The organism is Mycetocola sp. CAN_C7, from assembly GCF_015752285.1.
Lineage (GTDB): Bacteria > Actinomycetota > Actinomycetes > Actinomycetales > Microbacteriaceae > Mycetocola_A.
On the sequence record NZ_JADOUY010000003.1, the window covers coordinates 242,576 to 257,163 of the forward strand.

Annotated in this window: 12 protein-coding genes; 6 read left to right on the plus strand and 6 right to left on the minus strand. The window is 64.9% G+C overall.

The window, feature by feature from the left end; translation table 11 throughout:
• Positions 1 to 54 precede the first annotated feature (54 nt).
• From IWX78_RS07840 to IWX78_RS07850, 3 genes are all read left to right on the plus strand, one after another.
• Entirely contained in the window at positions 55 to 2,502 is a 2,448-nt protein-coding gene (locus IWX78_RS07840) for a glycoside hydrolase family 65 protein (protein WP_196832964.1), read from the plus strand.
• A gap of 274 nt (positions 2,503 to 2,776) precedes the next feature.
• Positions 2,777 to 3,064: an HU family DNA-binding protein gene (locus IWX78_RS07845; protein WP_196832965.1), complete on the plus strand. Its 288-nt coding sequence runs from the start codon at positions 2,777 to 2,779 to the stop codon at positions 3,062 to 3,064.
• Between the two features lie 226 nt (positions 3,065 to 3,290).
• Positions 3,291 to 5,255, plus strand: a complete 1,965-nt coding sequence (locus tag IWX78_RS07850; protein ID WP_196832966.1) for a cytochrome c oxidase assembly protein — start codon at positions 3,291 to 3,293, stop codon at positions 5,253 to 5,255.
• A gap of 12 nt (positions 5,256 to 5,267) precedes the next feature.
• Here the strand turns inward: IWX78_RS07850 and IWX78_RS07855 are convergent, their stop codons facing one another.
• The gene (locus IWX78_RS07855) at positions 5,268 to 6,401 is read right to left on the minus strand and encodes a hypothetical protein (RefSeq protein WP_196832967.1); all 1,134 of its coding nucleotides are present in this window, start codon (positions 6,399 to 6,401) and stop codon (positions 5,268 to 5,270) included.
• A 125-nt stretch (positions 6,402 to 6,526) separates the two neighbouring features.
• On the opposite strand from IWX78_RS07855, the gene IWX78_RS07860 reads away from it, so the two are divergent.
• Positions 6,527 to 7,849 carry an ATP-dependent DNA helicase gene (locus IWX78_RS07860; protein ID WP_334684631.1) on the plus strand — a complete coding sequence of 441 codons (1,323 nt, stop codon included), beginning with the start codon at positions 6,527 to 6,529 and terminating at the stop codon, positions 7,847 to 7,849.
• A 71-nt stretch (positions 7,850 to 7,920) separates the two neighbouring features.
• Here the strand turns inward: IWX78_RS07860 and IWX78_RS07865 are convergent, their stop codons facing one another.
• The 5 genes from IWX78_RS07865 to IWX78_RS07885 form a co-directional block, all read right to left on the minus strand.
• On the minus strand, positions 7,921 to 9,615 hold the full coding sequence (locus tag IWX78_RS07865) for a long-chain-fatty-acid--CoA ligase (RefSeq protein ID WP_196832969.1): 1,695 nt from the start codon (positions 9,613 to 9,615) through the stop codon (positions 7,921 to 7,923).
• Positions 9,616 to 9,662: 47 nt separating this feature from the next.
• Complete coding sequence (locus tag IWX78_RS07870; RefSeq protein ID WP_196832970.1) at positions 9,663 to 10,316, minus strand: biliverdin-producing heme oxygenase; 654 nt, start codon at positions 10,314 to 10,316, stop codon at positions 9,663 to 9,665.
• Positions 10,317 to 10,378: 62 nt separating this feature from the next.
• Positions 10,379 to 10,945, minus strand: coding sequence for a hypothetical protein (locus IWX78_RS07875; protein ID WP_196832971.1), 567 nt, complete (start codon positions 10,943 to 10,945; stop codon positions 10,379 to 10,381).
• Between the two features lie 34 nt (positions 10,946 to 10,979).
• Positions 10,980 to 11,393 (minus strand): DUF4383 domain-containing protein, encoded by a 414-nt coding sequence (locus IWX78_RS07880; RefSeq protein WP_196832972.1) that lies wholly within the window; start codon positions 11,391 to 11,393, stop codon positions 10,980 to 10,982.
• 104 nt (positions 11,394 to 11,497) lie between these two features.
• Positions 11,498 to 11,800: a DUF2470 domain-containing protein gene (locus tag IWX78_RS07885; RefSeq protein ID WP_196832973.1), complete on the minus strand. Its 303-nt coding sequence runs from the start codon at positions 11,798 to 11,800 to the stop codon at positions 11,498 to 11,500.
• Between the two features lie 127 nt (positions 11,801 to 11,927).
• On the opposite strand from IWX78_RS07885, the gene IWX78_RS07890 reads away from it, so the two are divergent.
• Together IWX78_RS07890 and IWX78_RS07895 are read left to right on the plus strand one after the other, a co-directional pair.
• Positions 11,928 to 12,905 carry a TIGR03885 family FMN-dependent LLM class oxidoreductase gene (locus IWX78_RS07890; protein WP_196832974.1) on the plus strand — a complete coding sequence of 326 codons (978 nt, stop codon included), beginning with the start codon at positions 11,928 to 11,930 and terminating at the stop codon, positions 12,903 to 12,905.
• On the plus strand, positions 12,902 to 14,575 hold the full coding sequence (locus tag IWX78_RS07895; RefSeq protein ID WP_196832975.1) for an alpha-amylase family protein: 1,674 nt from the start codon (positions 12,902 to 12,904) through the stop codon (positions 14,573 to 14,575). The genes IWX78_RS07890 and IWX78_RS07895 overlap by 4 nt, the downstream gene beginning before the upstream one ends.
• Positions 14,576 to 14,588: the final 13 nt, after the last annotated feature.

Consider the following 14,588-nt stretch of genomic DNA (forward strand, 5'->3'; position numbering starts at 1 on the left):
CCCACCGTAGTTCTCCTCCCTTTATTTGACCCGACCACTGAGAGTCCCTGGCACATGAATCGTGACCGTTTCCCCATCGACCCGTGGCGCCTCGTCGAGACCGAATACGACGCCGCAACGCTCGGCCTGACCGAGTCCCTCTTCGCCGTCGGGAACGGTTACCTCGGAATGCGTGGCAACGCCGCCGAGGGCCGTACGGCGCATGAACACGGCACATATGTGAACGGGCTCCACGAGACGTGGAAGATCCGTCACGCCGAGGCGGCATACGGTTTCGCCGAGGTGGGTCAGATGATGGTCAATGCTCCAGACAGCAAGGTGATGCGGCTCTACGTCGACGATGAGCCTCTGGCGCTCGACGTGGCCGACCTGCTCAGCTACGAGCGCACCCTCGACTTCCGTGACGGCGTCCTCCGCAGGGACCTGCTGTGGCGAACACCGTCAGGCAAGCGTGTTCAGGTGCGAGCGACCCGGATGGTCTCGTTCCCCGAGCGTCACCTTGCGGTGATGACTCTCGAGGTGACGATGCTCGATGCCGACGCACCCCTCACCATCTCCTGCCAGCTGCTCAACCGTCAGGACGGTGAAGACGAGTACGACGGCTCGAACAGCGGTGATGAGATGAATGATCCCCGTACAGCAGGCCGCGTGACCGAGCGCGTCTTCCATCCGCAGGAACACTGGCAGGATGGCGATCGAAGCGTTCTGAGCTACCGGGTCGCCAACTCGGAGATGACCCTCGCCCTCGCCGCCGACCACATCGTCTCCACGCCGAACGACTACACCGTCGAGCGGTACATCGACGGGAACATCGCGAAAAACGTCTACGCGATCAACGCGCGAAAGGGTGACACGGTCACCGTCACCAAGATCGTGACCTACCACAGCTCCAGGAGTACGCCCACCCGCGAACTCGTGGACCGGTGCCGCCGCACCCTCGACCGGATCCGGTCGGCAGGGGTCGCCGCACAATACGCCAGGCAAGCGGAGTGGCTGGCCGAGTTCTGGGAGCGTTCCGATGTGGAGGTCTCCGACCATGACGATCTGCAGCAGGCAGTGCGCTGGAACCTCTTCCACCTCGCCCAGGCCGCAGGGCGCGCCGACGGCCTCGGGATTCCGGCGAAGGGGGTGACAGGGAACGGCTACAGCGGCCACTACTTCTGGGACACCGAGATCTACATGGTGCCGTTCATGTCGTACACCAGCCCGCACTGGGCCCGGAACGCCCTGCGCATTCGGGAACGCATGCTCCCTGCCGCCAGGGATCGCGCCCGCAAGCTCAATGAAGCCGGTGCTCTCTTCCCGTGGCGCACGATCAACGGCGAAGAGGCATCCGCCTACTACGCCGCCGGTACGGCTCAGTACCACATCAACGCCGACGTGACCTATGCCCTCGCGAAGTACATCGATGCGACCGGTGACGTCGATTTCCTGAGTCACGGTGCCGTCGACATCGCGGTCGAGACGGCCCGGCTCTGGACGACGCTGGGATTCTGGCGATCGAACGGGGAGGATCGATTCGAAATTCACGGGGTGACCGGGCCGGACGAATACACCACGGTCGTCAACAACAACCTGTTCACCAACGTGATGGCGCGGTTCAACCTCCGCTATGCGATTCAGGCGCTGTGCACGCTTGAGAAAGAGAGCCCGGACGCCTACCGCCGCGCCGTGAAACGGCTGGATCTCGACGCCAGCGAACTCGTCGAATGGGAGCGCGTCGCGGCTGCCATGTTCATTCCTCATTCCGAGTCCCTGCAGATTCACCCGCAGGACTCCCAGTTTCTCCAGCGCGAAGTGTGGGACCTCGAGGCGACGCCTGACGACCGCAAACCGCTGATGCTGCATTTCCACCCTCTGGTGATCTACCGGTTCCAGGTGCTCAAGCAGGCGGACGTCGTCCTCGCCCTCTTCCTCCAGGGCGATCAATTCACCTTCGACGAGAAGCTCGCGGATTTCGACTATTACGACCCGCTGACAACGAGCGATTCGAGCCTGTCGAAGATCGTGCAGTCGATCATCGCCGCCGAGGTGGGATACCAGGACCTCGCGCTCGACTACTTCCTGGACACGGTGTTCGTTGACCTCGAAGACAGGCACGGCAACACGCCCGACGGTGTTCACGTTGCCGCAGCCGGTGGGGTCTGGAGTTCACTCGTCTCCGGTTTCGGTGGAATGCGTGACTACGAGGGGATGCTGACATTCGATCCGCGACTTCCGAAGGACTGGCCGGAGCTTCGATACCGGTTGGCGTGGCGCGGAACCCGCATGCTCGTCACACTCACCGCCGAGTCCATGCGCGTCTCCGTGATTGACGGTGACGGACCTGTGGCGTTCACCGTGCGCGGAGAGTCGTTCGAGGTCGCAGCCGGGCGTGCCGTCGATGTGGCCCTCGACGGCCAGGGCCCGACCCGGGATGATGCGCCCGTCCAGAAACGCCGCAACCGTCGCGACGACGGCAGCATGATGGTACCCGCCGCAGCGCAATTCGCGGACGACTGAGCGGAGCGCTGTGCGGCGAAAGCGCCTTTGCCCACATTCGGCGGAATTCCGCGGTTTTTCGCTCACAGCGTGATTCAGGCCCCGAAAAGTGGTGTCAAAGTGACGGATGCTGTGACACGCCGCATAAAAACAGGGCACACGAGCCAGATTTCCGCGAAAACATGCGGATCTCTGATACGTTCGAGGCGGTCAATCAGACCGGCTCGAGGGCACTATCGACTCGGGTGAAGTTCTAAACAGGCTGTAGAAAGCAAAGTCCGAGGAGGACAACTCAATGGCTGATAAGTCGCTTAACAAGACCGAGCTCGTTGCAAAGATCGCATCAGAGTCGAACCAGAGCCAGGCCACCGTTGGCGGCGTCCTCGACTCGCTGTTCGCCGTTCTCGCTGACTCGGTCAGCAACGACGTCAAGGTCACCATCCCGGGTTGGCTCGCAGTCGAGCGCACCTCGCGTGCAGCACGCACGGGCCGCAACCCCCAGACCGGCGCCGAGATCCAGATCCCGGCCGGCCACTCGGTCAAGGTTTCGGCTGGATCGAAGCTCAAGGCTGCAGCAAAGTAGTCGTCCGGAAGGGGGATGTCGCGCGTGAGCGCGGCATCCCCCTTCTGTCGTTAACGCGCGCTCCGGCATCCGTCCACCCGGCTTCAAATTCAGGAGATCCGCGGTGGCACGCCGTACCAGAGCGCTCCCACGCGGCGTGTCGGGCACGTTCTCCTGAATTTGCAGCCCTGCGAGCGGGTCAGGCTGCTCGGAGTTTCGGCAGCAGCCCACAACGTAGGCTTAGACGGTGCCTCGAGTAACCCGAATTGCCGGCCCGGCCGCGCTCGTCGCCGTCGCCCTCCTCCTGCTCGTTCTCGGTCTGGCCTATGGCGGGGGAGCAGACGCGCGCCCCATCGGCGACCCTGGCGCTGTCGTGCGATTCGGGCTCCCGGTCGCCAAGCTGTTCGTCAACATCGGCGCCGCTCTGACACTCGGAGCCATCACCCTCGCTCTCTTCGTGCTCTCTCCGAAACAGGACGAGTACCACCGCACCCTCGACGTCGCAGCCGCTGGCGCCGCGCTGTACACCGTCGCAGCAGGAGCGACCGGGTTTCTCACCTTCCTCAACGTCACCGGAACGGCCGTCACCTTCGACGACCAATTCGGCGCCAAGCTGGGACTGTTCGTCACGGATGTCGAACTCGGGCAGGCCTGGCTCGCCACGACGCTCATCGCCGCGACGCTCACGGTTCTCTGCTTCGCCGTGCGCGGCCAGATCCTCATGGTGTTCGTCGGCATCCTCGCATTGATCTCCCTCGTCCCGATGGCCCAGCAGGGGCACGCGGCCGGAACCGCGGGGCACGACGCAGCCGTCACCGCGCTGGGCCTCCATGTCATGTTCGCGGCCATCTGGCTCGGCGGTCTGCTCACCATCATCCTCATCCGCAACACCCTCGACTCCGGGCGGATCGTGCCGGTGATCAAGCGCTATTCGAGCCTCGCCCTCGTCGCGTTCATCGTTGTGGCCATCTCCGGATACGCCAGCGCCGAACTGAGGATCGGCTCCCTCGATCGTCTCCTCACCCCATACGGCGTCCTCGTGCTCGGCAAGGTCGCAGCGCTGATCGCCATCGGGCTGTTCGGTGCCGTCCAGCGCAACTGGCTGATCGGCAGGATGGAAGCATCGCACCAGGCGATCGGTCGGTTCTTCTGGTGGCTCGTCGTCGCCGAACTCGGTTTCATGGGCGTCGCATCCGGGCTCGCCGCAGCGCTCGCACGCACGGCGACCCCCGTTCCGGAAGAGACGGCGGCGGCCCCGACAGCGGCGGAGCTTCTCACAGGCGAACCGCTTCCGCCCGAGCTGACCTTCGAGCGGTACTTCAGTACCTGGGACATCGACCTGATCTGGCTGCTCGTCACTGCGTTCGGCATCTTCTTCTACCTGGCAGGGGTGGTGCGGATGCACCGCCGCGGCGACCGCTGGCCCATCCACCGCACGATCTTCTGGGTCCTCGGGATGCTTGTGCTCTTCTACCTCACGAACGGTGGCGTTGCCGCCTACCAGGACTACCTGTTCAGCGTTCACATGCTCGGTCACATGGGGCTCACCATGCTCGTGCCCGTGCTGCTCGTACCCGGAGCACCTGTCACCCTGGCGATGCGCGCCATCCACAAACGCAACGACGGCTCGCGCGGCCCACGGGAATGGATCTTGCTCGCCGTGCACTCGAAGTTCGCCGGTGTGATCTCCAACCCGGTGGTCGCCGCCGTGCTTTTCGCCGGCTCGCTCTGGGTCTTCTACTATTCGCCGCTGATGCGCTGGGCGATGACCGATCACATTGGGCACGAGTGGATGGTCGTGCACTTCCTGCTCACCGGTTACCTGTTCGTGCAATCGCTCATCGGCGTCGACCCCGTGCCGTTCCGGCTCTCGTACCCGATGCGGCTGCTCCTGCTTCTCGCGACGATGGCCGCTCACGCCTTCTTCGGGCTCGCCATCATGTCGAACGTCGGGCTGTTCCTCGCCGACTGGTTCGGAGCGATGGGACGCACCTGGGGACCCCCGCCGCTCATCGACCAGCAAAACGGTGGAGGCATCGCCTGGAGCATCGGTGAGTTGCCGACCATCGCGCTCGCGATCACGGTGGCGATCCAGTGGAGCCGCAGCGACACCCGTGAGCAGAAGCGCGTGGACCGCAACGCCGATCGCACCGACGATGCCGAGCTCAAGGAATACAACGACCAGCTCGCCCGGCTGTCCGGCCGCGACTGATCGCCCGGCAGGTCACTCTACGGAGTTCGGGTCTTCTTCGAGGGTCGCCTGCACGGTGCCGTCTGACATGACGTAGATGCTGCCGACGAGGGAGAACGGAACGTCGTCGTCGTAGGGTGTGATCGAGCCGTCGAAGAGCGACTGCACATCGACGCGCAGGTGAGCGTCACCATCGACGGCCGGGATCTCCCAGGCGTCGGTTCCCGCCTCGATCGTCACCTCCGGGTAATCGTCGATCGACCAGGTCGGGTCGCCTGAGATGCGGTCATCGATGACGATGCCGAAGGGGCATCCTGTCGGCTGGAGCACTTTCTGTTCGGTGCAGGCGTCGAGCTGGGCGTTCACCGCCTCCTGCGCCGCGGCGACGAAATCTTCGGTGGGAACGGCTGTCACGACCGCCTCGTGAACCCGGGCCGGCTGGTCGACGAGCACGGCATCCGCTTCGGACTCCAGGAGATCGCTTGTCGACTCGAAGATGTACGCACCGGGGGTGAACACCTGCACGTTGACGATGTTGTCGAACGCCGGCGCCTGCTCGGTCGAGATGGCGCGGGTGTCGAGGTCGAATCCGTTGACGCTGAATACCGTGGAGTGTTCGACGGCGAGGTTCACGACGGCGATCGGGCTCTCCTCGAACGACCAGGTGGGGATGAGGGGAAAACGGGTTCCGGAACTCTTCACGAGAAAGGTGGACTCGCCGTAGGTTCCGTCGGACTCGTAGGAGTAGGTGACCGCGTGCACCCCGCCACCCTCGTCGGCGACCTCGACCTCCGTGACTTCGGTCAGCTCAGGCAGCGCCGCTTTGCGGAGCAGCGCGTTGGAGCTTCCTTCAGGAAGACCGGATGCTTCGAGCTCGTCTTTGTCGAGAGCGACGCCGGGGATGCCGAGAGCGCCGGCGGCATCCCGCGCCTGCAATTTGCTCAGATAGTTGCCGACGAACGCGCCCGCTCCGTAGACGTCACGGTTGAGCGCACCGATGGCGGCGAACGCCGCGCCGATCAGCATCGCTCCGACAACGGCCCAGATGATCGTGGCCTTCGAGCGATCCGACATCGACGTGCGAGGCTCGGGCGCGGGGGGCTCACTCCAGGTGCCCGCCGCTCCGGGCTGACCGGGCATCTGAATGGGGGTCTGGGGGGTGGTCACGGAGCTATCCTATGGGGATCGTGCGGTTTCACCCGTCGGCGTGCCCTGTGGGAAGGGATGCCGGCTGTGAGGGATGCCGATGCTCGCGTCTCCGGCGAATACAGTTGAGTGTCCAGAGTTCCCCAGTGAAGGCATCCGTGACCAACCCCCAGCCGAAGATCGAGCTCTCTCGGGAGCAGCAGTCCGTCTTCGACCGTATTGAGAGCACCCGCGAGCACGTCTTCGTGACGGGACGCGCCGGGACGGGCAAGTCCACCCTGCTCAACCACCTGGCCTGGCACACCGAAAAGCAGATCGTCATCTGCGCTCCGACCGGCGTCGCTGCGCTGAACGTCGGCGGCCAGACCATCCATTCGTTGTTCCGGTTGCCCATCGGGCTGATCGCCGACCACGACATCGACCAGAACGACCAGGTCAAGAAGTTGCTCAACACGATCGACACGCTCGTCATCGACGAGGTCTCGATGGTCAACGCCGACCTTCTGGACGCCATCGACCGCAGCCTGAGGCAGGCCAGGCAGCGCAGGCATGAGCCGTTCGGAGGGGTGCAGGTCGTGCTCTTCGGCGACCCGTACCAGCTGGCACCGGTGCCTGGGCAGGGCGAGGAACGCAACTACATCCAGGACACCTATCGCTCGTTCTGGTTCTTCGACGCGAAGGTGTGGCAGGAGACGCCGCTCGGCATCATCGAACTCACCGAGATCCACCGGCAGTCGGATGCCGACTTCAAGTACATGCTCAACGCGGTGCGTCACGGGCAGGTCACCGCTGAGATCGCCGGGGTCCTCAACTCGATGGGTGCCCGCACGCCACCGGACGACGGCACGATCACACTCGCCACCCGGAATGACATCGTCAACCGGATCAATGCGGCCGCGCTCGCGAAGCTGCCCGGGCGGGTGCTGAAAGCGAATGCCGAGGTGAGCGGAGACTTCGGCAAGGGAGCGTACCCGGCAGACGAGACGCTCGAGCTCAAGGTGGGCGCGCAGGTGATGTTTCTCCGCAACGACACCGGCGGGGGCGGCGAAGGCCAGCGCTGGGTCAACGGAACGATCGGGCGGGTGACGAAGATCGACGCCAACGTGTTCGTCGAGATCGATGGCGAAATCGTCGAGGTCGAGCCGGTCGTCTGGGAGAAATACCGCTACAGCTACATCGCCGCCACGAAACAGCTCAAGAAGGACATCGTCGCCGAGTTCACCCAGTTCCCGCTCCGGCTGGCCTGGGCCGTCACCATTCACAAGTCGCAAGGCAAGACCTACGACAAGGCCATCGTCGACCTCGGCTCACGGGCGTTCAGTCCCGGGCAGACCTACGTCGCACTCAGCAGGCTCACGTCGATCGAGGGGCTGTACCTCTCCCGCCCGCTGCGGCCGAGCGACATCCTCGTCGACCCGGATGTCGAGCGGTTCATGAGGTTCGACCGGCCGGGAGCGCTGCCCACATAGTTCGAGACTGCAGTAGTGGCTGAAAGATCATGCGTTTTCACGCCACTACTGCGGTTTCGATGAGAGCACGGTCAGTCGTCGGCGAGCATCCGCTCCTTCACGTCCTTGCGCAGCACCTTGCCGATGAGCGAGCGTGGCAGGTCGTCGACCTGCACAATGCGCTTCGGGATCTTGTAGGCGGTCAGGCCGCGGCGGCAGAAGTCGCGGAGCGCGTTCTGATCGAACACGGCACCGTCGCGCAGCACAACGGCAGCAGCCACGTCTTCTCCACCGCTCTCGCGGGGGAGTCCGACGACGGCGGCCTCTCGCACATCCGGGTGGCCGATGAGTGTGTTCTCGACCTCGGTCGGTGACACGTTGAATCCACCGGTGACGATGAGCTCTTTCACCCGGTCGACGACGGTGACGAAGCCGTCCGCCGCAACTTCGACGATGTCTCCGGTGCGGAGCCAGCCGCCGGGCAGCAGTGCCGCCGCGGTGTCTTCGGGTCGTTTCCAGTAACCGGAGAACACCTGTGGACCTCGGATGAGCAGTTCCCCCGACTCTCCGGGGCCGCGATCGGCTTCCGGGTCCTCAGGATCGACCACACGGATCTCGGTGCTGGGGAACGGTACGCCGACGGTGCCGGGCCTCCGTGACGGGCCGATGGGGTTACCGAGGGCGACCGGTGAGGTCTCGGTCATCCCGTAACCCTCAACGAGCAGGCCGCCGGTCGCGGACTCCCAGCGTTCGACGATCGGCACCGGAAGGCTCATCGCACCTGAGATGGCGAAACGGATGCCTGACAGGTCGACTTTGCGGCGTTCAGCGGAGCGAGCGAGGGCCTCGTAGATCGGCGGAACGGCAGGCAGGAACGTCGCCGGTGTCTTCGCGAATGCGGCGAGGACGAGGTCGACGTCGAATTTCGGGAACAGCACCACGGTGGCGCCGATGCTCATCGCGAACGTCAGGCACAGGGTCATACCGTAGGCGTGGAACAGCGGTAGGACCGCGTAGAAAACCTCTCCACCCTCGGAGAGGCCTGGCACCCATGCACGCCCCTGCTCGGCGTTCGCCCGCAGGTTGACGTGGCTGAGCATGACCCCCTTGGGGTTGCCGGTCGTTCCGCTCGTGTACTGGATGAGAGCCAGGTCGTTGACGTCGGGGCGCTCGTGCTTGGCACGGAGGCGGCCGTGCGACAGCAGCGATTCCCAGCTCGTCGTCCCGCGTACCGGCGAACCCGTGGTCAGTGCCTGCCGTGACGTGCGGGCTTTGGTGACGGGCAGCCGCAGGGCCACCCGGGTGGCGAATGGCATCGACCTCGTCACGTCGACCGAGATGACGGCGTCGAGCGGGATGTCTGACGGGAAGTCGGTGATCATGCCGGCCACCTTGTCCCAGGCGATGACGACGCGGGCGCCGTGATCCTCGAACTGGTGCCGCAACTCGCGTGCCGTGTAGAGCGGATTGTGCTCGACGACGACGGCCCCGAGCCGGAGGGCGGCGTAGAAAGCGACGACGTGCTGCGGGCAGTTCGGCAGGACGAGGGCGACCCGGTCACCCTTCGTCACTCCGAGGCGGCGGAGTCCCTCCGCTGCCCGCTCGATCTGCTCACCGAGTTCACCGTAGCTGGTCTCACTTCCGAAGAACTGCAACGCCGGCTGCCGGCTGAACCGTGCGACGGCATCCTCGACCATGTCGACGAGAGAACCGGTCGGCGTCTCGATCTCGTGCGGGACGCCAGGCGCATACGCCTCGAGCCACGGTTTTGTGGACAGATCGCTCACATCGCTCCTTCGGATTCTGACGGCGCGGAACGGATGCGCCGCGAGGGTTACGCGACCGACTGGGCCTTTGCCCGAGCCAGGTCGTCGAACAGGTCGGTATTGAAACGGTACGCCACGAGCACCTCATCGATCACCCGCGCGCGTTCCGCGTCGTCCCAGGGGACGGCATCCAGCTGGTGACGGTAGGTGTCCTTGAATTCCTTCGGCTTCGCGATGTCGGCGAAGAGGTAGAACCCGACTCCGTTGGTCTCGAACCCGAACTGACGCTGCATGATCGTGCGGATGATCTGCCCGCCGGACAGGTCGCCGAGGTACCGGGTGTAATGGTGGGCGACGAAGCCACCGGCCCACGTCGCGCCGACCTCGCGGATGCGTGTCACGTACGCGGCTGTCGTCGGAAGCGGGCCGATGGACGTCCGCCAGGCCGGACCGACCAGGTAGCGCAGGTCTTCCTCGATGGCGGGGAGACGCGTCAACTTGTCTGAGATGAACATCGCAGCGACCGGGTCGTTCCTCATGCGGTCTGCAGCGGCCTCGATGGCTTCGTAGATGAAATAGTGCTGAGCGACGAGAGCGATGTAGTCGTCCCGCGACCCTTTTCCGGTCATCAGGTCGCCCATGAAATCGGCGCCTTCACTCTCGGAGTGGCTGGTCCGGGTGCGTTCCCGGAGTTCCTGCGAGAAGGGGATGAGGTTCGACATCGGGCTCCGTCAGTCGGGTTAGGGTGCCCTTAGTATAGTCCGCTTCGTCTGGACCGCGGAGGTCAATGTCCCTGATGTGCCGGGGTGTCGTCCGACGGCGACGGCGTCTTGTCCACGACTGTCGTCGTTCCATGCTCGCCGTGGGGCACGGCCGCGGTTCCGGCTTTCGTGCCGGCAAGAGCCGGGGTGACAAGACCGGCGACGAGGAGTGAACCCGCCAGCATGCCTAGCAGGTAGCGGCCTGGTCTCGCCGGTGTGGTCGCATCCTGGCCGGAGACGGAACGACGGCGGGATGCCGCGAGGCTGAAGCCAATAAAGAGGCTCAACACCGTGGCCGCTGCCATCGGGCCGAACGGGAGCGCAGCGGTCATTCCCGTTCCGCTGAGCGCGATTGCTGCTGTCACGTCGAGTCCCCAGAGTGCGACGGGAACAAGAGACAGGGGGAAAGCTGCCAGCGGCAGGAGAATCCGACCGCTGGCGAGGATCGCGACCCCCCAGGCGAGTTCGGCGATGCCGAACCCGACCAGGAGAATCGCGGGTAAGAGAGGGGAGCCCGCTCCGACGGCGAGATGGACAAGGCCCACCCCCAGGCTCGCCAGGGCCATCACGCTTCGACTGCTGCCGTTCACGATAACTCCCCTCTCAGTCGATGTCTGTCAGGACCTACGCGTGAGCGTTGCGGGTGCTGACGGACTTGTCTGCGGCCAGACCGACTCCGAGAAGCACGATCGCGGAAGCGAGGTGCAGGAAGTGGTCGGCGGTGTTGAGGGCCAGGATGTTCAGCGCGGTTCCGACGAGGAAGAATCCGACGATTCCGAGCAGAAGGTAGACGGCGCCAACGACCGTGTTGACGGACTTCGCAGCGGCGACGTTCGAGAGACCGGCGATGAGCAGCGCGGCACCGATGAGCAGGTGGGCCACGTTGTGCAGCGGGTTGACGGCGAACAAGCCGAGCAGAAGGTTACCTTCGGTCGCGATGAAGCTCACGCCGCCGGTGACGGCGAAGCCGAGAAGACCGACGAGAAGGTAAACGGCACCGAAGACGGTGGCGAGAAGGCGGTTAGGTGAAGTGCGCATGATGGGGGTTCCTCCAGATAGTCCGTGCGACGGTCGCCGCACACTCATCGATTCGGACACCTCGCCACATCGGTTTGGTTCTGCGCGAATTCTTCCGGTTGCGATCAGTGCGGCCGGGGCGTCACACCGAGCCGTTCGCAGGCGGCATCGTACAAAACCACAACTTCCCGACGGATGTCGGCTCGCTCGGTCACGGGGGCCGACCAGGGGATCATTGCCTCCGATGCACCGCCGGGCGATGTGACCAGCCAGGTTCCGCCGTTCCGATTGAGACCGGTCATCGTCGCCGTCTCCGCATCAGGGCTCACGAACGCCCGGGCGATGAGGAGGTTGTCGTCGGAATGGTCGCCGTTCATGTGCCGGAGCACCGCGTCGACGATCTCCTGGCTGAAGGGGGAGGGGCTCATCGTCTCATTGGAGCGCCTCCGCGGCCTTCGTGTCAATCTGCCGCTACCACGGGCGGCGCCCGCCTCGCGAGGGGTAGAGAGGGCGAGGGGTGGATGCCTAGGCTCGGCACAGACCGGAAGGGTACGAATGACGATCATCGGCTTCCACGCCTCGCACGAACAGGTCCATCCCCGCCAGCTGCTCGACGCGGTCATCCGCGCTGAAGCGGCGGGATTCCAGGCAGCGATGTGCTCCGATCACTTCGCTCCGTGGAGTGAGAGGCAGGGGCATTCGGCGTTCGCGTGGTCCTGGCTCGGAGCGGCGCTGCAGGCCACGTCGCTGCGACTCGGCGTCGTCAACGCCCCCGGTCAGCGATACCACCCGGCGATCATCGCGCAGGCCGCCGCCACGCTTTCCGCCATGTACCCGGACCGGTTCTGGGCGGCGCTCGGCTCGGGTGAGGCGGCGAATGAGCACATCACCGGTGGCGGCTGGCCGTCGAAGGCTGTGCGCAACGCTCGGCTGGAGGAGAGCGTCGACGTGATGCGCCGGCTCCTCGCCGGTGAAGAAGTCAGCACCGATGGTGAGATCCGGGTCGACCGGGCTCGGCTGTGGACGCGGCCGGATACGCCGCCACCGCTGCTCGCCGCAGCAGTGAGCCCGGCAACCGCGGCCTGGGCTGCTGGCTGGGCGGACGGTCTGGCGACCGTCGCCCAGGCGCCTGACGACCTTCGCCGGATGATCGACGCCTACCGCGGGGCGGGCGGGAGCGGGCCTCTCGTGCTGCAGGTGCACATCAGTTACGCAGGCACTGACGACGCGGCGCTCGCCATCGCCCACGACCAGTGGAGGACCAATGTGTTCTCGCCGCCGGTGTGCTGGGATCTCGACACGCCTGAGGCCTTCGATGAGGCTGCGAAGCATGTCACTCCCGACGACATGCACTCCACCGTGCTCATCAGCTCCGATCCGGCGTGGCACGCCGAGAAACTGGCCGGTTTCTTCGATCTCGGCTTCGACGAGATCTACCTGCACCATGTCGGTGTCGAACAGTCGGAGTTCGTAGACGTCTTCGGCGACCGGGTGCTTCCGCAATTCGCCGGGCGGGCGGAGGCCGGCGCATGAGGATGACAGACACCGCCGATCTCTGGTGGAAGACCGCAGTGGTGTACTGCCTCGATGTTGAGACATTCATGGACTGGAACAACGACGGCGTCGGCGATCTCGCCGGCCTGGCGCAACGGATGGACTATCTGGCGGAGCTCGGGGTCACCTGTCTCTGGCTGATGCCGTTCTATCCGACGCCCGACCGCGACGACGGCTACGACATCACCGACTTCTACGGGGTCGATCCGCGGCTTGGTCACCACGGCGACCTGGTCGAAATCGTCCGCACCGCCCGTGACCGCGGAATGCGCGTGATCGTCGACCTCGTCGTCAACCACACTTCCGACCAGCATCCGTGGTTCACCGCCGCACGATCGAGTGTCGATTCGCCCTACCGCGACTTCTACGTGTGGAGAGACGAGCCGCCGACCGAGCAGGCCGAGACGGTATTCCCCGGCGAGGAGTCGGGCGTATGGCAACTGGACGAGAAGACCGGCCAGTACTACCTGCACCGGTTCTACCGGCACCAGCCCGACCTCAACGTCGAAAACCCGCTGGTGCGCGACGAGATCGCGAAGGTGATGGGATTCTGGCTCGAACTCGGTATCCACGGATTCCGGGTGGACGCGGTTCCGTTCCTGCTCGAGCCAACGGCAGGCAAGGCGGAACTCGAGAACTTCGGAGACCCACACGACTACCTCAAGTCGTTGCGGTCGTTTCTCGGTCGTCGCACCGGAGACGGCATCTTGCTCGGCGAGGTCAACCTGCCCCGTCGGGAGCAGGTCCGCTACTTCGGTGGGGCAGCGGCCGATGAACTCACCATGCAGTTCGACTTCGTGGCGATGCAGAAGTTCTATCTCTCGCTGGCGCGGGCGGATGCCCGTCCGTTTGCCCGGGCACTCGCCCAGCGCCCGGCCATCGACGTGCAATCGCAGTGGGCGAACTTCCTCCGCAACCATGACGAACTGACCCTCGACAAGCTCACCGATGCCGAAAGGCACGAAGTCTTCGACGCATTCGCGCCGGAGGAGAACATGCGCGTGTACGACCGGGGTATCGTCCGCCGGTTGCCGACGATGCTCGACGGCGATCCCCGTCGCATCCGCATGGCCTACAGCCTCCTCTTCTCCACACCAGGCACTCCTGTTCTGTTCTACGGCGAGGAGATCGGCATGGGCGAGAATCTCGCGATCGGCGGCCGGGAGTCGGTCAGGACGCCGATGCAGTGGACCAGTGGAACGAACGGCGGTTTTTCGCAGGCGCGAAAGTCGCGCCTGGCGGCGCCGGTAGTCGACGACGGGTTCTCGCCCGAACACGTGAACGTGGCCGATCAGAGGCACGACGCCGACTCATTGCTGCACTTCATGCGACTTCTCATCAGGACCTACCGCAATTCGGCTGAGATCGGCTGGGGTGACTTCGCGATTCTCGAGCAACCGAACACGGCGGTGCTCGTCCACACGGTGACCGGCGCCGAAGGCCAGATGGTCGCCGTGCACAACTTCGGTTCCGAGCCCGTCGTCGTGCCGGTGACGCTGCCGGGCGCTGATGGTTCGACACGGCTCATCGACCTGCTCGAGTCGAGCGAAACGGTGCTGTCAGATGAGGGAAGTGTCGACCTGTCCCTGCCCGCATACGGCTACCGATGGTTGCGAGTTGCCACCGATACGACGAGGCGACTGTATTGATCGTGTAACGGTC